Origin of the sequence: Rhizobium sp. RU33A, assembly GCF_900156055.1 — a bacterium.
Classification (GTDB): Bacteria; Pseudomonadota; Alphaproteobacteria; order Rhizobiales; family Rhizobiaceae; genus Allorhizobium.
On the sequence record NZ_FTMQ01000002.1, the window covers coordinates 904582 to 924024 of the forward strand.

The following is a 19443-nucleotide window of genomic DNA, read 5'->3' on the forward strand; positions in this document are numbered from 1 at the left end:
TTTCTCTCTTCGGGCCGGCATGATAGAGCGCATGTCGATCACGATCAGAAGGACAGCAAGCCCATGGGACAGATACAGGCGGGGATCATTCCGGTAACCCCCTTTCAGCAGAACTGCACGATCCTGTTCGACGACGAGACGCGCGAGGGCGTGATTGTCGATCCGGGCGGTGATGTGGATGTCATCCTGCAGGTGGTCGCTGAGAATGGACTGACCCTCAAAGCGATCTGGCTGACGCACGGGCATCTCGATCATGCGGGAGGTGCTGCCGAGCTCAAGGAAAAGACCGGGCTGACCATCATCGGACCACACAAGGACGACCTGCCGCTTCTGCAGCGCATCGAGACGCAGGCGGCGAGTTACGGCATTTCGGGACTGCGCAGCGTGCTTCCCGACCAATGGCTTGAAGACGGTGATACGGTGAGCTTCGGCGATCACGTTTTCGAGGTCTACCACTGCCCAGGCCATGCACCGGGGCACGTCATCTATTTCAATCGCGATCAGAAGTTTGCCCATCTGGGCGACGTCCTGTTCAGCGGTTCGGTCGGACGAACGGATCTGCCGGGTGGCGACCACCAGACGCTGATGAACTCGATCCGTGACAAGGTGCTGCCGCTCGGAGACGACGTCGGCTTCATCTGCGGTCACGGGCCGGGTGGCCGTATCGGCGATGAGCGCCGATCCAATCCCTTCATCCAAGGCCTCTGAACGAGAAAAAGCGCCGGGTGACCGGCGCTTTTGTCATTCTGCGGTGCGGGTACGGTTCGGCTTAGCCGGCCGTGCAGAAATGTGTGCGGCCGTCATAGCCGACGAAGGTGCCGGTTCGCGGGTTGAAGCTGCGATAGCGCTGCGAGCAGTAGTCATGCCAGGCGCCAGTCCAAGGCTCGATGCCATAGGACTGAACCACCGGGCGCGGCTGCTGATAGACCGGGCGGGGGCGATAGGTGTTGCGCGGCGGCGGAGGCGGGTAATCGTCTACATAGTAGTCGGGCTCGTCATAGACCGAGACGGGGCGATCAATGTAGGCACGGCGCTGCGGCGGCGGGCTTGCGATCGCCGAGCCGACGATCAGGCCGGTTGCTAGACCGATGACACCCAGCGCGAGTGCATCATCGCCGCGCTGATGCCGATAATGCCGGTCGCCGGCTTCGGCCTGGCTTGCCGCAGCGATCGGCGTCAGGGTGACTGCAGCCGCGAGAAGTGCGTGTTGCGCGAATTTCATCATGACGTCGTTCCTCGACCTTCAGAAACTATCTGGCCGATGTGGCGTTCGGGCCATCGGCGATGATCGCAATCTAGGAGGCCTTGCCTGAACGCAGGCTGAACGAAAAAACCCGGCATGAATGCCGGGCCGCAATTCGTAGAAAACCGGTTCAGTTCAGCCGGAGATCTGCAGGTTTACGGCCTTAGGGCCCTTGCCACGGCGATCGGGTTCTGTGTCGAAGCTGACCTTCTGGTTTTCGGTCAGGCCAGACAGGCCCGATGCCTGAACGGCGGAGATGTGGACGAAGATGTCCGCGCCGCCATTGTCGGGCTTGATGAAGCCAAAGCCCTTGTCAGTGTTGAAAAATTTTACAGTGCCAGTCTCGGCCATGCGTCAGGTCCTTTTCTCTCTGCCCGTATTCGGCGGGGCAGCATTGCAATGTACCCGCAAGCGGGTGAGCGACAGGCATTTGTCGAAATTAGAGGAAAGGGGCCCTGTTACCGCAGTCTAACTCCCGACGATGTTTCCATCCTCTCAAGTTAGCCTGCCCGGGGTTGTTATAGCGTCCCCGGCGCGCACTCATTTATAGGTCTTCCCATGCTCGCAAAATTGCCCGAACGCGCGAAGATTGCTTGGTTTGTCGGAAATTGGCAAGCGAAAGTTTTAACCCTGTCTGGGGCGAGACTCCTTTGTTTTCAGTGCGAATGGAGTGATTCGTTACCGTCGCAAGGCCTCGTCACGCCATTTCGAAGAAAATTTGCATCGCTTGCGATGGAGATTGAGACAAAACCCCTCTCGAACACGGAAATTTGCGGGTGAAAATTTTCCGTGTTCGACGGTCTCGCATCCTGCGGGGGGCAGGCTTGTCAGGCAAACTGGCCCCAAACATGGATCAAATGCCTAGCGGATGAGAGGCAGGCGGCGTCTCCTCAAGTCTGGCCAGCACGGGTGAGGCGCAGAAGCTGTCCATCCTCTTCGTCGGTCACCAGCAGGATGGAACCGTCTGGCGCGACCTTGACGTCGCGAATGCGGCCGTAGTCGCCTTGCAGAATGCGCTCTTCCTTACCGACGGAGCCGTCATCGTTGCGCTCGATGCGGGCGATCAGCTGATATTTCAAGGCTGCGACCAGGAAGTCGCCTTCCCATTCCGGGAACATGGCACCACGGTAGATCGCAAGCGCTCCCGGCGCGATTGAAGGGTCCCAGTAGTGCAGCGGCTGTTCGTAGCCATCGGCGGACTGACCGATGCCGATTTCGGCGCCGGAATAGTGCTTGCCATAGGAGATCACGGGCCAGCCATAGTTGTTGCCCGCTTCGGGCGCGTTGATCTCGTCACCACCGCGCGCGCCATGTTCGACGGTGTAAAGCCTGTTGTCGGCGGGATCGATGACGATGCCTTGCGGGTTGCGGTGACCGCTCGACCAGACTTCGGGAAGGGACTGCCCGCCGGGATTGGCGGAAGAGGGGGTGCCGTCGGCATTGATGCGCATGATCTTGCCGGCGTGATCGGCCTGATCCTGGGCGCGGTCCGGTTCTCCGCGATCGCCGATGCCGAAAAACAGGCTGCCATCGGCGGCGACAGCAATCCGGGATCCGAAGTGCTGGCCGGCGCCAGTCAGCTTGTTCATAAGAAAGATCCGACGGACATCCTCAAGGCGTCGTTCGTTCGCGCTCAGGCGGGCGGAGAAGACGGCCGTGCCCTGGCCACCCGGACCGGGCACGGCTGCGGTAAAGAAGAGACGGCGGCTTTCGGCGAAGTCGGGAGAGAGGGCGAGGTCGAGAAGTCCACCCTGGCCGACGGCCGCGATCCGCGGCAAGCCACCGAGCGGGCGACCGGCTTCGCCATCACGGATGATGCGCATCCGGCCGGGCCGCTCGGTGACGATATACCCGCCATCCGGCAGTACTTCAACCGACCAAGGGTTTTCGAGGTCCCCGGCGATGCTGGTGACCTCTACCGTGACGTTGCCGGCCCGGATCTCCCTGGGCTCATCTGCAGATGCGGACGTCGCAAAGGAGATGGCAAGGACCGGCGCGCACAGCCGCACGATTTTGTCGAAGGGGTTCATCATCTTCATCTCCTCATCGCGACCGATTGTTCGCCGAGAAGATGGGGACTGAAATAAAGCTGGCAAGACGTCTCAAAGCCCGCGCACGCCTCATGACGTAGTTTTGAAGGCGCAGCATTCAGCAGGCGTCGTCATTCCCCGTTGGTCGACCTCCCGTCTACCGCTGATCGTCGCTTTTGCTCTGAACGATCTCCCGCCATCCCCGCCTCCAAAGGGCGAAGCCTCCGGCCGCCATGACACTGAAGCAGGCAAAGAGGAGGACAATCAGCACATGACGCTCCTTTTGCGGAAGGGGCAGGTGCTTCATCGCGGAGGCCGGGACATCGACCAGTCGGACGGGGGAGGCCGGGACGATGCTGCCGGTGGTCAGGCGATCTGCCGAGATGGTGGAGGTCTGCGGTGCCACGATGATCTTGTCCTGGCTGGGCGGCGAGGCGGCACCGGGGCTTCCGAACATGAAGAGAGCCAAAGCCAAGCCGCTGGCTGCGGCAAGCCAGGCCAGCGAACGGCTTCGCCTTGAGGGTGGCGTGCATGCTTCCAATTCATAATCCATGACAGGCACCTTCATTCTTGTCCTGACCGCATGAAACCGTGTGATCGCGTCGTCATGGCGACGAAATTGTGGCGTTTCCCAACTCGAATTGTGATTTCGGCGGTGCTTGGGAAATCGTGCCCACAGACGCATTGGAATGGTGACGCAAATCTCTTGCGTCATCCGTGCTTTTGGCTTGAAAGGCCGGGGCTCTTTCGCCATAGAGCTTGGATCTGAGGCCCCGGAGAGCGGGGTCGATGTTCAATCAGCTCAGGACCTGCACAATGGCTTTCCTTGCCGACGCCCTTTCCCGCATCAAGCCTTCCGCGACCATCGCCGTCACGCAGATGGCCCGGGAACTCAAAGCGCAGGGGAAAGACGTCATTTCACTTTCCGTCGGCGAGCCCGACTTCGATACGCCGCAGAACATCAAGGACGCGGCTGTTGCCGCCATTGCTCGTGGCGAGACGAAGTACACCCCGGTCGCCGGCATTCCGGAGCTGCGCAAGGCGATCGCTGACAAGTTCAAGCGCGAGAACGGTCTCGACTACAAGCCGGAGCAGGTGATCGTCGGCACTGGCGGAAAGCAGATTCTTTTCAACGCCTTCATGGCGACCATCAATCCGGGAGATGAAGTGATCATCCCAGCGCCATTCTGGGTCTCCTATCCGGAAATGATTGCGCTGTGCGGCGGCACGCCTGTTGCGGTCGAGACGACCATCGAGAACAATTTCAAGATGACCGCCGAGCAGCTGGACAAGGCGATCACGCCGAAGACCAAGTGGTTCATGTTCAACTCGCCGTCCAACCCGTCGGGTGCTGCCTACAGCAAGGACGAACTGAAAGCTCTGACCGACGTGCTGATGAAGCACCCCCATGTCTGGGTCCTGACCGATGACATGTACGAGCATCTCGTCTTCGGTGACTTCGTCTATTACACGCCGGCCCAGGTCGAGCCGGCGCTCTACGACCGTACGCTGACTATGAACGGTGTCTCCAAGGCCTATGCGATGACCGGCTGGCGTATCGGCTATGCCGCCGGCCCGCTGCCGCTGATCAAGGCGATGGACATGATCCAGGGCCAGCAGACGTCTGGCGCCTGCTCGGTTGCCCAGTGGGCGGCCGTTGAGGCACTCAATGGTCCGCAGGATTTCATCACGGAATCGAAGAAGGCTTTCGAAGAGCGCCGTGACCTCGTCGTCTCGATGCTTAACCAGGCGTCCGGCATCGTTTGCCCGAAGCCGGAAGGCGCCTTCTATGTCTATCCGTCGTGTGCTGCGCTGATCGGCAAGACCGCTCCGTCGGGCAAGGTCATCGAAAGCGACGAAGACTTCGTCATGGAGCTGCTGGCGACCGAAGGCGTCGCGACCGTTCACGGCTCGTCCTTCGGTCTTGGCCCCAACTTCCGCGTTTCCTACGCAACCTCGAATGCCAAGCTGGAAGAGGCCTGCAGCCGCATCCAGCGCTTCTGCGCTTCGCTGAAGTAAACGATTTTCTGGTTCAAATCATAAGAAAAGGGCCCGCGTTGCGGGCCCTTTTGCTTTGACAATAATGATCAACCCTTGGTCAGCTTGATGATCGTCGAGTTGCCGCCGCCGCGCTGTTCGGTGACAGCGTAGACCGCGCCGTCGGGGCCTACTCTCACGTCGCGAATGCGGGCGCCGAGGTCGACCCGCTCCTCATGCTTTACCCGGTCATTCTCCATGTGCAGCACGACCACGCCCTGGCTGACGAGACCGCCGACGAGGAAAGCGCCCTTCCATTCGGGGATGGCGTCCGCGTCATAATAGGCCATGCCCGAGGGGGCAATGACAGGATCCCAATAATAGATGGGCTGCTCAGTGTCGGCCATCTGCGTGATGCCTTCGCCCACTGCAGCACCACTATACTCGACGCCGTAGGTCACTTCCGGCCAGCCGTAGTTCTTGCCGGCCTCCGGAAGGTTCAGCTCGTCGCCGCCCTTGGGTCCATGCTCTACCGTCCAAAGGCGACCCTCTCCGTCAGTCGTGGCCGACTGGAGGTTGCGGTGGCCGAGCGACCAGATTTCCGGCTGGGCGCCATCCTCGCCGATGAAAGGGTTGCCTTCCAGGGCTTCACCCGTCTGGCTGATGCGGAAGATCTTGCCGAGACCGCTCTGCAGGTCCTGGGCCTGAACGCGTGGCTCGGCGTCGGAGCGCTCTCCGACCGTCACATAGAGCTCACCTTCCGGACCAAAGGCGAGCCGGGAGCCGAAATGCTTGTTGCCGTCATAGCCCGGGGTCTGGCGGAAGATCACGGTGACGTCTTCCAAGGCACCACCGCCCTGATCGTCAGCGACGAGACGTGCAGAGGCAACGGATGTGCCGTTGCCATCGTCATCGCGCGGTTCGGCGAAGGAGAAGAAAATCCTGCCCGAGCTTTCAAAGTCGGGTGCCAGCGCAACGTCAAGCAAGCCGCCCTGGCCATCGGCAAGGACTTCCGGAACGTTGGCGATCTCCGGGCCGGCCGTTCCGTCGGTGCCAATGATATGCATGGCGCCCTGCTTTGCGGTGACCAGCATGCGCCCGTCGGGGAGGAATTCCATCGCCCAGAGATGAGGCAAACCTTCGGCCACAACCTCGGTCTTGATGCTAACGACTTCCGCCGGTTGCGGTGCTCGCGTCTGACCGGAAAAGGCCGGCTGCTGGTCGGGTGCGTTGGGTGCCTGGGTCTCGACTGGCGTCCCGGCCTGCTGGGCAAAGGCGGGAAAAGAGACAAGGCTGACGCTCAGCATGGTTCCGGCGAGAATTTGGGGTAGACGCTTCATCAATTCCTCCTGGTCGAATGATTGGACCCGTTCAACGCCTAAGTGGTCTGAAAGCTCCATCTCAGTAGAGCACGCCCGATCAAGTTCGCTTTATCGGATGGTGAGTGCGGAGCGGACTGATCTCAAAGAAAGAGCGGGCCCAGGGGCCCGCTCTGATGGTTTCTCCTCATGCCGGAGTTTTGATCCAGCTGCCGACGTAAGGCGCGTTGGCGAAGATTTTTTCGCGGTCTCGCCACAAGGCCGGTAGGGCGAGGATGGCGAGCGCGCCGATCGTGATGGCCGTTTTGGTCAGCTGCGACAGTTCCGGCGTGCGGGCGTCGATGTAATAGACCGCATAGACGATCAGCACGTGCCAGACATAAATCTGCAGCGAGTGACGGCCGAGCAGCTGCAGGAAGTTCAGCGTGAAGAGGCTCGTCAAAGTCGACGCGATCTTGCGGATCACTGCATTCTCGTGACGCGGGCCGGCCACCAGGATCCAGGCGAGGCCATAGGCGACGGCTGCGAAGTTGATGAGGTAGACCGGACCGAAATCGGCGCGGACTTCCATGAGGCCGAACTTTTCGAGCACGAAGCCGGGCATGAAGCCGTGAGCGGTTGCGATGCGGAGTGGCAGGAAGAAGAGGGTGACCGCAAGCGCCGTCCAGGCAAGCGTGGTGCGCTTTGGATCGAAGACCTTCTGCCACTCGATCTTCTTCATCGAGGTCAGGGTACCGGCGATGATGCCGGCGAAGAAGACGATCTGCCAGCCGAGAAGGTTGAAAGACACCCGCAGGCCTTCCTTGTCCGGTGCGCCGGCGAGCCAGGCATCAAGCGGATAGGTGACGATGCGGTGCAGGCCGAGCTGGGCGGCCAGCCAGACCAAGAGCGAGCCGATGGCGACGCCGAGCCAATGGCCGCGCAGGCAAAGCCAGATGACGATGGGGGCGAAGACCATGTAGGCGATGTATTGCGGCAGGATGTCCATGAAGGTCGGCTGGACGAGGAAAGTGGCGACCGGCGCGAGCGAACTCGGATCGAGCAGGCTTGCATCACCGAGCCAGTTCTTCCAGGCTCCAACCGCACCCGGCAGGACCAGTTGCAAGGCGAGTACGATCAGGACGATCGCCATGGCATAACGGTAGAGTTCCAGCGCGCGGGACCAGATTTTGTCGCGGCCGACCGTATAGCCGTCCTTCATCATCTTGCGACTGTAGACCATGCCGGTCAGCAGGCCCGACAGGAAGACGAAGCCTTGGGCATCTTCGACGAAGGCGAGGTTGCGGTGGTTGATTTCGACGAGCCAGAGGCCCCCGGTGAATACCAAATGGTTGATCAGCATGAAGACGAGGAAGTAACCCCGCATGCCATCGATCACGTCCAATCTCTTCACGTTCGACTCCCGAGTTGGCCCCCCGGTCACCCGCGGCGGCGATCATCATCCGCATCATGTTGAGAATGCGGCGGGAGGCCCATGGGGGCCGATCCGTGCGGAGGGAACGGCGATTTTTGACAAAAGTTCCGAGCCTCTTTGCTCACGCATCCGTGGTCGGATGCCGCAGACAGAGCGAATCATGCGTGTTCAAAGGCCGAGGAAAGCGAGCATGATGAAGGTGGCAAAGAGGACGAAATGGGTCATGCCTTCGATGGCGTTCGTCTCGCCATCGTTAAGGTTGATCGCGGCTGCGACCAGGGTAATGGCGACCATGGTGGTCTGCACCGGCGTCATCGCCATGACGAAGGGCTGGCCGGTGTAAAGCGCAATCGCCTCCATCACCGGGACCGTCAGGATGACGGTGGAGAGCGAGGCGCCCATGGCGATGTTCACGACCGCCTGCATGCGGTTGCGCAAGGCGGCGCGCAAGGCCGTGAGGATTTCCGGAGCAGCCGAAATGGAGGCGACGAGGATTGCCGTCAGGGCGACGGGCGCGCCCGTGCCTTCGAGGCCCGCACTCATCAGCACCGACATGACTTCCGCCAGGATGCCGATCAGCACCACGCCTGCGAGGATGACCATGATCGACCACAGGGTCGAATTGTCCTGCCGGGCCTCAACGGTCGTGTGGTCATGGGCCTTTCGAGGCGGAGTTTCGCTTGCAGCGACATCCGGGTGGCCGCCGGGATAGCTGTAGGAGAAGAAGTAGCTGTGCGTGCCGACCTGCATGCGCAGGAACAGCGCGTAGAGGGCCATCATCGCGCAGATGGTGAAGACGGAGTAATATTGCCAGCGATCGCGGGGGACGAACTCCGGCACGATCATCGAGATGCCCATGGCTGTCAGGATCATGACGCCATAGGTTTTGCCGCTGTCGTCATTGTAGGGCTGTTCGCCATGCTTCAACCCGCCGAGCAGGGCGGCGAGGCCAAGGATGCCGTTGATGTCGAGCATGACGGCTGCGTAGATCGTGTCGCGCACCAGAGTCGGTGAGGCGCCATTGTTCATCATGATGGCGAGGATCAGGACTTCGACTGCTACTGCCGAGAGCGTCAAGATCATCGTCCCGTAGGGATCGCCGACCTTGTGGGCGAGGATTTCGGCATGATGGGCGACGCGCATCGAGCCGACGACGATGGCGGCGATCAGTGCTGCGGCTCCGAGAAGGGAGGCGATCTGGCCAGCCTCGAGGACGGCATGTTCGAGAAACAGGGCAAGGACTGCTGCAATGACGGGGATCAGGAGAAGTCTTTCCTGCCGGATGCGCGACACCATCTTTTGTCTCTCCTGATTCCGCTGCCGTAACGGCAAGGGACGCCCCGCTGTTCCCCGTGCTCTTGATCGTCCGTTTGCGCCGGGGCCGTTTTGATGGAATACTCCTTCTTAGCCTAGGAGGAGAAGGCCATGGTGAAGATCATCTACGAGATCGTTCCTCATGATGGCGGTTGGGCCTATCGGCTCGGTGGCGCCTATTCGGAAGCGTTCCCGACCCATGACCAGGCCCTTGAAGCCGCACGCATCGTCATGCTGGAGCAGCAGGTCGGCGACGAGCCGGTCACGATCAGCTATCAGGACGAAGCGGGACGCTGGCGAGAAGAATACAGCGATGGCGGCGATCGTCCCGAGGTCGAGATCGTCGATACCTTTGTCGACGAGCAGAGGCCTCCGGCCTGATGGCCCGTATCAGAGCGTGAGTCTTTTCAACTGTTTAAGGTCGTTCGTTCACGTCTCGATTCCACTTGTCTTGGCGGCGTCTAAGCGTCGCGAGACAGCCTCTTCCAGTCGTTGAGGCCGTAAACCAAAGCATCGAAGGTGGCGCGATAGCGCGGCACGGCCTTCAGATTTTCGTGCATCACGACGAAGGTTTCGAGTGATATGTCGAGTGTTCCCGGCAGGACTTCCACGAGGTCTGGTTCACGGGCTGCGATGGCGTGCTGGCACATGCCGATGCCGAGCCCGGCACGGATGGCGGCGAGCTGGACCAGATTGCTGTCGGCGCGGAAGTCGAAGCCGATGCCGGCCAGATCCTGCCGCTGCTTCAGGATGTCCCTGATATAGGCAAGCTGTCTGTCGAAGCCGATCAGGCGGTGGTTGGCAAAATCGCTCAAGGTGGTCGGCATGCCATGGCGGTCCAGATAGCGCCGGTGGGCGTGAAAGCCGAGCGAGAGCTTGCCGATCCGCTGGCTGATCAAAGCCGCCTGTCGGGGCTGGACCATGCGGATGGCTATGTCAGCTTCCTGCCGAAGCAGGTCCTCGACGGCATCGGAGGCTGATAGTTCAATCTCCAGGCCCGGATGGTTCTCCTGCAGCTGGGCGAGGATCGGCGGCAAGGTTTCGACTGCGATGATCTCGCTGGCGCTGATGCGCACCGTGCCGCGCACCGTCTCCATGTCGCCGGAGGCGATGCGGGCGAGCGCCGAGGACATTGCGGCCATGCCATGCGCATGTCCCTGCATTGCGCGTGCCTTTTCCGTGGGCAGAAGTCCCTGTGGGCTGCGCAGGAAGAGGGGCGCGCCGAAGGCCTGTTCCAGCGCCTCGATATGTCGGCCCGCCGTGGGTTGGGTCAAACCCAGTTTACGGGCGGCAGCCGAAAGGGAGCCAGTCTCGACGACGACAAGAAAGGTTCGGTAGTGATCCCAGCTGATCTGATCGATGCTCATTCATTTTTGTATATCGATTCAACTTTCCTTGGCAATTCTGAATATCTTCGTCAGCTGTCACACTCACTCCAGTTTCAATTACAGGAGATGACTATGACAGACGAACCGAAAACGACATCACTGGAGCGGCCTCTTGCACTGGTCCTCGGGGCAACGGGTGGTATCGGTGGGGCGCTGGCCGCTGCACTCCTGCAGCGCGGCTACCGCGTTCGTGCAATGCACCGCGCACCGGAGCGCCAAGCATTTGCTCGACCGGCTTACGAGTGGGTGAGGGGTGACGCAATGCGGGCCGAGGATGTCTTGCGGGCAGCGGAAGGCGCAAGCGTCATCGTGCATGGCGTCAATCCGCCCGGCTATCAGAACTGGGCCAAGCTCGTATTGCCGATGATCGACAACACGATTGCTGCCGCCCGGGCTGTCGGCGCGCGCATCCTGATGCCCGGTACCATCTATAACTTCGGCCGCGATACCTTCCCGATCGTAGCCGAAGCCAGCCGTCAGGAGCCCGAAACGGTCAAGGGTCGCATCCGCGTGCAGCTCGAGCGGCGGTTGGAAAAGGCGGCGGAGGAAGGCGTGCCCGTGCTGATCGTGCGCGCCGGAGACTTCTTTGGGCCCGATGCCGGCAACAACTGGTTCGCGCAAGGCCTCGTGCAACCCGGAAAGCCAGTGCGCTTCGTCGTCAATCCCGGGCGCAAGGGTGTCGGGCATGCCTGGGCCTATCTGCCGGATGTTGCCGAGACCTTCATGCGACTGCTTGATCGGGCTGATGCTCTGCCACGCTTCGCCCGTTTTCACATGGATGGGTTCTATGATCCGGATGGCACGCAAATGGTGGCGGCGATCGGTCGGGCCGTCGGCCGGCCGCGCATTCTCACGATTGGCTTTCCCTGGCGTCTGGCGGGGTTTGCCCGTCCCTTCGTGCCCCTGATCCGGGAACTGCATGAGATGCGCTATCTCTGGCGCGAAACGATCAGGCTCGACAATTCTCGTCTCGTCGAATTCCTTGGGGAAGAGCCCCATACGCCGATCGATGGCGCGGTCAAGGCGACACTTCAGAGCCTTGGCTGCCTGGTCGAGCCCGATAACCTGACCATGCGCGATCCGATGCTGCGTGTCGCCGGAGGCGAACAATGAGTGCGGCGGTCAGCAGCATGCCGTTTCCGGTGCTTGTCTTCAGAGGGCTGGCGATCGTGGTGCTTGGCGGTGTCGCCGGGCAGTTCTTCCTCGCCGGAATGACGGTCTTCGGTGCCGGGGCAGGATGGGACTTGCATGCGGCAACGGGAGGTGCGCTCGGACTGCCGGTGCTCGCGCTCTTTCTGTTGTCGCTGTCGCAAGCGCTGCGCGGGTATCGCCGCAGTGGCGCCCTCTTGTTTGCCGTTTATTTGCTTCAGGTCGCGCTTGCTGGGGTCGGTGATGCGTTGCCGATGCTGGGAGCGCTCCATCCGGTCAATGGGATGTTGATGGGGTTGATCACTGTAAGGCTGGTCGGCCGCACAGCGCCCTGACGATGTCAGACGCCGACAGAAGGGCACCCGGCAGAACCGGGTGCCCTCGTCATGTCAGGCAAGCGCCGGATAGGTCGTGTAGCCTTCCGCGCCGCCGCCATAGAGCGTGGCCTGATCCAGCGGGTTGAGGGCTGCATCTTCCTTCAGGCGGCGGACGAGATCCGGATTGGCGATGAAGGGGCGGCCGAAGGCGACGAGGTCGGCATAGCCGCTCTCGACGGCTTCGATCGCAGACGCGCGGTCATAGCCATTGTTGGCAATCCAGGCACCCTTGCCGCCAGCATCGCGATAGGCGGACTTGAGCGCCTTCCAATCGAAGGGCAGGACATCGCGCGGACCGCCGGTCGCGCCTTCGATGACGTGCACGAAGGCGAGGTCGAACTTTGCCAGCGCCTCAACGAGTGCCGTGTAGACGGCCTTCGGATCGGGGTCGGAGACATCGTTGGCCGGGGTGGTCGGCGAAATGCGGATGCCGGTCTTCTCAGCGCCGATTTCCTTGGTCACGGCTTCGACGACTTCGAGCGTCAGGCGGATGCGGTTTTCGATCGAGCCGCCGTATTGATCCGTGCGCTGGTTGCTGTTCGAACGCATGAACTGCTCGAGCAGATAGCCGTTCGCAGCGTGGATCTCCACGCCATCGAAGCCGCCTTCAATGGCAGCTCGTGCCGCCTTGCGGTAGTCTTCGATGATGCCGGCCAGTTCTGCCGTTTCCAGAGCACGCGGCTCGGACGTCTCGACGAATGCGCCGGAACCATCGGGATTGAGGATATAGGTCTTGGACTGCGCCGCGATGGCGGAGGGAGCGACCGGAGCGCCACCCTCGGGCTGCAGGCTGGTGTGCGAGATCCGGCCGACATGCCAGAGCTGCGTGACGATCTTGCCGCCTGCTGCATGCACGGTGTCGGTGACCTTCTTCCAGCCTTCGATGGCTTCGGACTTGTAGAGTCCGGGCACGTCGGCATAGCCCTGCGCCTGGTGGGTGATGGCCGTACCTTCGCTGATGATCAGGCCGGCAGTCGCACGCTGGCGATAATACTCGACGTTGATCTCGTTCGGGACGGCCCCCGGCGACCGGTTGCGGGTCAACGGCGCCATGGCGATGCGGTTGGAAACGGGGGTGGTGCCGACGGATGTCGGTTCAAAAAGCTTGGACATGAAACCTCTCGGGAGTTTCCGACGACGGGAAGGTTGTCGTCGGCACCCCCGATGTGGGGCATCAAAGCGTGGTGTTCAAGGACTTGACGAATTCTGCAATCGTCTCTTCGTTTCGACGGTACAGAACCCGCTGGCCGACACGCTTGGAACTGATCAGGCCTGCGCGCTGAAGCGTGGCAAGATGGGCTGAAACCGCGGATTGTGACAGGCCGGACCGCTCGAACTGGCCGGCGCTGATGCCATCGGCCGCATCCTCTTTGGGAACCCCGAAATACTCCTTTGGTTCTTTCAGCCAAACCAGCATTTCCATGCGCACCGGGTGAGCCAGCGCTTTCATCACGTCCTCCAGGAACATGTCCCCTCCAAATCGTCTGCATTTTCAGTCTGCTGCGGAGACATCTCTGCCGTCGGGCACTGAGAGGCCCGGCGTCAGTTCCGCCAGACGCTGTAACGGCTCGAGGGATCTATTGTTCCAACAAAATAACAAAAAAAGAGGGCCACCGGAAAAACCAGGGCCCTTTGAATTGTGAAGGTCAAAAACCTCCAGAGGGGAACAGCTGCTGCGGTGGAACTGGGAGGAAAAAGCCACCATGTGCATCAGCTGCGTGCGATATGATGGTTTTTTGTGCAGTGAACAATGCTTTTTTATGCATGTCAGGCATGCACGATGCGCAAGTCTGTGTGCGCAACCTACTAAAAGGCAGCCGAACGGCTGCCTTTAGAAGTTCCAGTTGCGGGCCTTAGCGACGATGAAGTCCCTGAAAGCCTTGAGCTTTGCTGCGTTCTTAATCTCGTCGGGATAGCAGAAATAGGTGTCGAAGGAAGGCACGTCGGCACTGGTGACCAGCTGCAGCAGACCCGGATCGCGGCCGACGATGTAGTCCGGGAGCATGGCGATGCCGATACCCAGAAGACAGGCGCGCTTGATCGAGGTCAGACTGTTGATCTGCAGATGCGGCAAGCGCGGATTGTCGGACGAGCGGCCGGCGACTTCCAGCCAGTTGACGTCCAACAGGTAATTCGGTGCCGGTTCGCCGAAGGTGATGATGCGGTGGTTATCGAGATCCTCGATCGACTGCGGCTCGCCGTAGCGGTTGATGTAGGAGGGGGCCGCATAGACGTGCATATGCACGGTGAACAGCTTGCGCTGGATGAGGTCCGACTGTTGCGGCTGGCGCAGCCGGATGGCGCAGTCGGCATGGCGCATGTTGACGTCCAATTCCTCATTGTCGAGGAGCAACTGGATCGACATGTCAGGGTAGAGCTGCAGGAACTCCTGCACCTTGTCGGTCAGCCAGCCCTGGCCGAGGCCGACAGTGGTCGTGACCCGCAGCTTTCCGGAGGGCTTTTCGGTCGTCTCGGTCAACTGCATCTTGACTGTCTGCAGCTTCAGCAGAACGTCATGGGCGGTGCGATAGAGCAGTTCGCCCTGTTCGGTCAGGATCAGGCCGCGCGCATGGCGGTGGAAAAGCTTGACGCCGATGTCCTGCTCCAGGGAGGAGACCTGGCGGCTGATCGCCGACTGGGACAGGTGCAGCTTGTCGGCCGCGTGGGTGAAGGACCCAGCTTCGGCGGCCGCATGAAAAATGCGCAGTTTGTCCCAGTCCAGCGGCATGCCGCCCCCTCTCATGGCGGTTATTCCGCGGCTTGTTGTGTCTCGACGGGCAGGGCCGAGAGGTAACGTTCGGCCTCGAGCGCTGCCATGCAGCCCATGCCGGCGGCGGTGATCGCCTGGCGGTAGACGTCGTCGGTCACGTCACCGGCGGCAAAGACGCCGGGCACGTCGGTTGCCGTCGAATCTGGCGCAGTCCAGAGATAGCCGTTCGACTTCAGCTTCAGCTTGTCCTTGAACAGTTCGACGGCCGGCGCATGGCCGATGGCGACGAAGACGCCGTCGATCGGCATGTCGGTGACGGCACCGGTCAGCGCGTCCTTGAGCCTGACGCCGGAGACAGACGGCGGCATCGGCGGCTTGGCCGGGGCGCCAGTGATTTCCTCAACGGTCGTGTTCCAGAGGACGCGGATGTTCTCCTTGGCGAAGAGGCGTTCCTGCAGGATCTTTTCCGAGCGGAAACTGTCACGGCGATGCACGACAGTGACCGACTTGCAGATATGCGAGAGGTAGAGGGCTTCCTCGACAGCCGAGTTGCCGCCGCCGACGACGATAACGTCCTTGTTGCGATAGAAGAAGCCGTCGCAGGTGGCACAGGCGGACACGCCGAAGCCCTGGAAATGCTGCTCGCTCTCGATGCCGAGCCACTTGGCCTTGGCGCCGGTGCAGATGATCAGCGTGTCAGCGGTCCAGATCTGGCCGCCGTCGGTCTTCACGGTGAACGGACGATGGCTGGTGTCCACCTCGGTCACGAGATCGCTGACGATTTCCGTGCCGACATGGACCGCCTGATTGAGCATCTGCTCCATCAGCCAGGGGCCCTGGATCGGATCGGCAAAGCCCGGGTAATTCTCCACATCCGTGGTGATCATCAGCTGACCACCCTGTTCCATGCCGGCGATCAGAACCGGCTTCAGCATGGCGCGGGCGGCATAGATCGCAGCGGTGTAGCCGGCAGGGCCGGAGCCGATGATCAGCACCTTGGTGTGGCGGGCAGTCATGTCGCTTCCTTTCAATGCGCGGTCTTCGTCTTCGATCGGGGGTATCAAGCGCAGGCAAGCCCGACCGTTGCGCAACTGTCGCCCATTTAGGATCGAAGCGACAAGCAATTCAAGGCATGGCCCGGCATTAGCAACAGAGCTTTGCGCGTCGGCGCAATAATTGTGCGTGAACGCGGAGGATTCTTGCCAATTACGTCTGAAGGAGTAGATATCGCACACATCTTCAAAAGGATCGACCGTGCTCAAGGTAGAACTCGACGCCATCGACCTGCGCATTCTGAAAGAATTGCAGCGGGACGGGCGCATGACCAATGTGGAACTCTCCGAACGTGTCGGCATCTCGGCGCCGCCCTGCCTGCGCCGGGTGCGTAAACTCGAGGAGGCCGGCGTGATCGAAAGCTATCACGCTATTCTGAATGCCAGCCGGCTGGGTTATGATCTCGTTGCCTTCTGCATGGTGGGATTGAAGCACCAGTCGGAAGCCAATCTGAAGGCCTTTGCGGCGGCGACCGACAGCTGGCCGATCGTCCGTCAGGCCTGGATGGTGAACGGCGACAGCGATTTCCTGCTACATTGCGTGGCGGAAAACCTGACGCGTTTCCAGGACTTCGTGATCGAGGTTTTGACGGCGAACGAACATGTCGACACGGTCAGGACGATGCTGACGATCCGGCAGGTGAAGAAGGTTGGTCTGGTGGAGATCTAAGCGATCGGCTCAGAAGGGCTTAAGCGCTTCCGCCAGTCTTGTGCGGAAGCCTGTGTCGATCTCGATGAAACGTTGGCGCGCAGCACTTCCCAGCGCCTGTTTCTGCGCGACGTCCATGGTCAGCATATCATTGATGACCGTCTCCATCGCTTGGAGATCAACGAGATAGCTGGTGCCCAGATGCCTGGGCTCCGTGTGTCCATAGGGAATGAGGATGCCGCAATCGGCGGTCACGTGCTCGTTCATCGGCGGGCCGTCGGTGGTGACTGTCACTGCCCCGACGGAGAGGGCTTCGACGAGATGATGCCCCCAGCCTTCCGAGCGAGAGGGGCAGAGGTGGATCCCGCAGCTGTTCTGCCATTGCCTGAGTTCGGCATCGGTGATGTAGCCGCTGACCAGACGGATATTGGGGATCCCGGCGGCCTTCGGATGCGGATCGCGCTGGACCAGAACCAGTTCCGGCCATTCCGGATGACGGGACCACAATTCGATGACGTCTTCCGTGCCCTTCAGCGTGCTGCCGCCGGCCAGATGAAAGAAGCTGTTCCAGTTTTTGGCAATGCTCTTGTCGTACCGGTCTTCAGAGGTGAAGCCGACATAGGCAGTGGGGGCGCCGAGGCTGTGGAAAATCTCTTCGGCATGGCGGCTCTTGGCCAGAACCAGGTCAATGCCCTTCAGTCGGCCAATGTGGCGGCGCGGAAAGCGCTCCTGGTTCGGGCAGAGCAAGTTGAACCTGCTGGCGGTGAACCAGTGCGGAAAGGCGCGTTCGATATGGATGATGGTTTTGGCCTGCTTGCGGCCGAGGATCCGGTCGAAAAACTTTCGCGCCCGGATGCCCTTGGTTGCCACACCCTCGGAGCGGCCGATGGAGGCCAGCGCTTCGATCAGCAGCGACGTGTCGCGCGTCAGTCCGAAACTGTTGTCCTTGTTGACGATGAGGATGTCGAAGAGATCGCGGTCGCCCATCGGTCAAACGGTTCCGGATGTTGCAGGCTTGGGGTGCGTGCTGGCGGGGGACAGGGCAGTGCCGAGCAGGCCTGCATAGACTTCGGCCAGCTGATCCGCTTCGCGTTCCAGCCCGAAAGCCGCCTCCACATGTTCGCGCCCGCGTCGACCGGCCAGTATCGCCTTTTGTGGTTCGAGAAAGGGCGAGATTGCGTCGCGCAGGCGCTCAAAGTCGCCGGCCGGCACGACGGAGCCGGTCTCACCCTCAACGATCATCTCTGCATATGCGCCGGCGTCACTTGCGACCACGGCGGTGCCGGAGGCCATGGCTTCGAGCGGCGTCAGGCCGAAGCCCTCGTTGCGCGAGGGAGCGACGTAGAGCTTCAGGCGGCGATACCAGGGCTTTATGTCATCGACTTCGCCAAGGAAACGGATGCGGTCTGTCAGGCCTGAAGCCGCGATGTCGGCCTTCAGCTTGTCTGCAAAGGCCGTGTGTTCGCCGGTGATCCGGCCTGAAATGACGGCCGTCCATTCCGGATAGCTCGGAAGGAGCTCGATCATCGCCCGGACGAAGAGATCCGTGCCCTTCTGATGGCGCACCCGGCCGAAACATCCGACCAGATGCCGGCCCTTCAGATCTTCGGGAAGGCTCGTGTCGAGCTCGTCCGACGGATGGAACAGCTGAAGGTCCACACCGTGGCGAATGACGCGATGCGGGACCTTGAGAAAAGAACCGGACTTTCCGTTCGTCGCAACCACGCCATCCATCTTCGAGATGAGCCAGCGAGTATAGCGGCTGTGATGCCTTTGGGCCGCAGACGTGAAAAGCAGCTTCAGCGGCATGCGGAAGATGTCGCGGAGGATCAGGCCCACCAGCATCTCGTTGTTGCGACGGGCATGCCAAACGCGGGCAGGCGTAGCGTTCGGCCTCTTCCAGAGACCGGGCAGCTCGGCCCAGCGCATTTTTGGCAGGTGATCGGGCAGGCCGGGACCAAGCGTCAGGATGCCCAGACCCTGGCGTCTTTGTTCCGGCACGAGCTGGATCACGGTCGATGTCACGCCGGAGAGGCGCCGCTTGAAATGCGGCGCAATCACCGTGATGTCGTCGAGGGATTGCGCCACAGAGGAGCCCTTCCGGCCTAGATCAACCCCACTTGACCGCGAGGATTTCGTAGGCCTTGGAGCCGCCGGGGGCGACGACTTCGATGCTGTCGCCAGCTTCCTTGCCGATCAGCGCGCGGGCGATCGGCGAGGAGATCGAGATGCGGCCGGCCTTCACGTCGGCTTCCTGGTCGCCGACGATCTGGTAGGTCTTCTCTTCCTCGGTGTCTTCGTCCATCAGCTTGACTGTCGCGCCAAACTTGATCTTCGAGCCAGACATCTTCGAGAGGTCAATGACCTCTGCGCGGGCGATCAGGTCTTCCAGTTCGCCGACGCGGCCCTCATTGTGGCTCTGTGCTTCCTTGGCGGCGTGATATTCCGCATTTTCGGAAAGGTCGCCATGAGCGCGCGCCTCGGCGATTGCCTCGATGATGCGCGGACGCTCTTCCTGCTGACGCCAGCGCAGCTCTTCGCTGAGCTTTTCGAAACCGTTCTGCGTCATCGGTACTTTGTCTACCATTTCCTCTTCCTTCGTCTTCATGGCCGCGAGAGCGGGCACAAAAGAAAACAGGTTCCGAAGCAAAGCTGCGGAACCAGTCACAAATCACGTTACGGCAGACTATAGCAGAATGCTTTGCGCAATTTCCAGAGTTTTCGTCGGGCGCTTCCGAAAGCCGACCTGACGGCGAGAAAAATCAGCGAAATCAACGATCATGGTGCCCGGTGGACGTAATGTCGCAAGGTGAAAACTTGA

The 19443-nt window shown here is 61.1% G+C and carries 21 protein-coding genes; 6 read left to right on the plus strand and 15 right to left on the minus strand.

The genetic code is table 11. The annotated features are described in order from the left end of the window. The first annotated feature begins 63 nt into the window (after positions 1-63). Positions 64-708, plus strand: a complete 645-nt coding sequence (locus BW978_RS10270) for an MBL fold metallo-hydrolase (protein WP_076394662.1) — start codon at positions 64-66, stop codon at positions 706-708. 61 nt (positions 709-769) lie between these two features. Here BW978_RS10270 and BW978_RS10275 read toward each other — a convergent pair whose 3' ends face one another. The 4 genes from BW978_RS10275 to BW978_RS10290 form a co-directional block, all read right to left on the minus strand. Further along, positions 770-1225, minus strand: coding sequence for a BA14K family protein (locus tag BW978_RS10275; RefSeq protein ID WP_076394664.1), 456 nt, complete (start codon positions 1223-1225; stop codon positions 770-772). A 153-nt stretch (positions 1226-1378) separates the two neighbouring features. Next, complete coding sequence (locus BW978_RS10280; protein ID WP_006725577.1) at positions 1379-1594, minus strand: cold-shock protein; 216 nt, start codon at positions 1592-1594, stop codon at positions 1379-1381. A gap of 539 nt (positions 1595-2133) precedes the next feature. Continuing rightward, the gene (locus BW978_RS10285) at positions 2134-3282 is read right to left on the minus strand and encodes a PQQ-dependent sugar dehydrogenase (protein WP_076394666.1); all 1149 of its coding nucleotides are present in this window, start codon (positions 3280-3282) and stop codon (positions 2134-2136) included. Positions 3283-3430: 148 nt separating this feature from the next. Next, positions 3431-4027: a hypothetical protein gene (locus BW978_RS10290; protein WP_139330420.1), complete on the minus strand. Its 597-nt coding sequence runs from the start codon at positions 4025-4027 to the stop codon at positions 3431-3433. Positions 4028-4089: 62 nt separating this feature from the next. Between BW978_RS10290 and BW978_RS10295 the strand changes: the two genes are divergently transcribed. Further along, positions 4090-5292, plus strand: a complete 1203-nt coding sequence (locus tag BW978_RS10295; protein WP_076394670.1) for a pyridoxal phosphate-dependent aminotransferase — start codon at positions 4090-4092, stop codon at positions 5290-5292. A gap of 68 nt (positions 5293-5360) precedes the next feature. Here BW978_RS10295 and BW978_RS10300 read toward each other — a convergent pair whose 3' ends face one another. The 3 genes from BW978_RS10300 to BW978_RS10310 all read right to left on the minus strand — a co-directional run bounded on the left by BW978_RS10300 (position 5361) and on the right by BW978_RS10310 (position 9279). After that, a complete protein-coding gene (locus BW978_RS10300) occupies positions 5361-6590 on the minus strand; it encodes a PQQ-dependent sugar dehydrogenase (RefSeq protein WP_076394672.1) in 1230 nt (409 codons plus the stop codon). 166 nt (positions 6591-6756) lie between these two features. Further along, positions 6757-7962 (minus strand): OpgC family protein, encoded by a 1206-nt coding sequence (gene opgC / locus BW978_RS10305; RefSeq protein ID WP_076394674.1) that lies wholly within the window; start codon positions 7960-7962, stop codon positions 6757-6759. Between the two features lie 189 nt (positions 7963-8151). Next, the gene (locus BW978_RS10310) at positions 8152-9279 is read right to left on the minus strand and encodes a calcium:cation antiporter (RefSeq protein WP_076394676.1); all 1128 of its coding nucleotides are present in this window, start codon (positions 9277-9279) and stop codon (positions 8152-8154) included. 129 nt (positions 9280-9408) lie between these two features. Between BW978_RS10310 and BW978_RS10315 the strand changes: the two genes are divergently transcribed. Then, positions 9409-9678: a DUF2188 domain-containing protein gene (locus tag BW978_RS10315; RefSeq protein ID WP_006725569.1), complete on the plus strand. Its 270-nt coding sequence runs from the start codon at positions 9409-9411 to the stop codon at positions 9676-9678. Positions 9679-9758: 80 nt separating this feature from the next. Here the strand turns inward: BW978_RS10315 and BW978_RS10320 are convergent, their stop codons facing one another. Further along, complete coding sequence (locus tag BW978_RS10320; protein WP_076394678.1) at positions 9759-10664, minus strand: LysR family transcriptional regulator; 906 nt, start codon at positions 10662-10664, stop codon at positions 9759-9761. Between the two features lie 93 nt (positions 10665-10757). On the opposite strand from BW978_RS10320, the gene BW978_RS10325 reads away from it, so the two are divergent. Together BW978_RS10325 and BW978_RS10330 are read left to right on the plus strand one after the other, a co-directional pair. Then, positions 10758-11798, plus strand: a complete 1041-nt coding sequence (locus BW978_RS10325; protein ID WP_076394680.1) for an NAD(P)H-binding protein — start codon at positions 10758-10760, stop codon at positions 11796-11798. Beyond that, positions 11795-12169 (plus strand): DUF6220 domain-containing protein, encoded by a 375-nt coding sequence (locus BW978_RS10330; protein ID WP_076394682.1) that lies wholly within the window; start codon positions 11795-11797, stop codon positions 12167-12169. Before BW978_RS10325 ends, BW978_RS10330 begins: the two co-directional genes overlap by 4 nt. 54 nt (positions 12170-12223) lie before the next feature. Here BW978_RS10330 and BW978_RS10335 read toward each other — a convergent pair whose 3' ends face one another. From BW978_RS10335 to trxB, 4 genes are all read right to left on the minus strand, one after another. After that, a complete protein-coding gene (locus BW978_RS10335; RefSeq protein ID WP_076394684.1) occupies positions 12224-13324 on the minus strand; it encodes an alkene reductase in 1101 nt (366 codons plus the stop codon). A 61-nt stretch (positions 13325-13385) separates the two neighbouring features. Further along, on the minus strand, positions 13386-13679 hold the full coding sequence (locus BW978_RS10340; protein WP_076394686.1) for an ArsR/SmtB family transcription factor: 294 nt from the start codon (positions 13677-13679) through the stop codon (positions 13386-13388). 363 nt (positions 13680-14042) lie between these two features. After that, positions 14043-14939 (minus strand): LysR family transcriptional regulator VtlR, encoded by an 897-nt coding sequence (locus tag BW978_RS10345; protein WP_076394688.1) that lies wholly within the window; start codon positions 14937-14939, stop codon positions 14043-14045. Positions 14940-14959: 20 nt separating this feature from the next. Further along, positions 14960-15937 carry a thioredoxin-disulfide reductase gene (gene trxB, locus BW978_RS10350; protein WP_076394690.1) on the minus strand — a complete coding sequence of 326 codons (978 nt, stop codon included), beginning with the start codon at positions 15935-15937 and terminating at the stop codon, positions 14960-14962. A gap of 238 nt (positions 15938-16175) precedes the next feature. Between trxB and BW978_RS10355 the strand changes: the two genes are divergently transcribed. Further along, positions 16176-16643 (plus strand): Lrp/AsnC family transcriptional regulator, encoded by a 468-nt coding sequence (locus BW978_RS10355; protein ID WP_054151541.1) that lies wholly within the window; start codon positions 16176-16178, stop codon positions 16641-16643. 9 nt (positions 16644-16652) lie between these two features. Here the strand turns inward: BW978_RS10355 and BW978_RS10360 are convergent, their stop codons facing one another. Genes BW978_RS10360 through greA form a run of 3 tightly spaced genes read right to left on the minus strand, consistent with a single transcriptional unit; the run spans position 16653 to position 19209 of the window. Next, on the minus strand, positions 16653-17609 hold the full coding sequence (locus BW978_RS10360) for a glycosyltransferase (RefSeq protein WP_076394692.1): 957 nt from the start codon (positions 17607-17609) through the stop codon (positions 16653-16655). A gap of 3 nt (positions 17610-17612) precedes the next feature. Next, positions 17613-18710: a glycosyltransferase family 4 protein gene (locus BW978_RS10365; RefSeq protein WP_076394694.1), complete on the minus strand. Its 1098-nt coding sequence runs from the start codon at positions 18708-18710 to the stop codon at positions 17613-17615. 22 nt (positions 18711-18732) lie between these two features. Next, complete coding sequence (greA, locus tag BW978_RS10370; protein ID WP_054151746.1) at positions 18733-19209, minus strand: transcription elongation factor GreA; 477 nt, start codon at positions 19207-19209, stop codon at positions 18733-18735. Between the last annotated feature and the right edge of the window lie 234 nt (positions 19210-19443).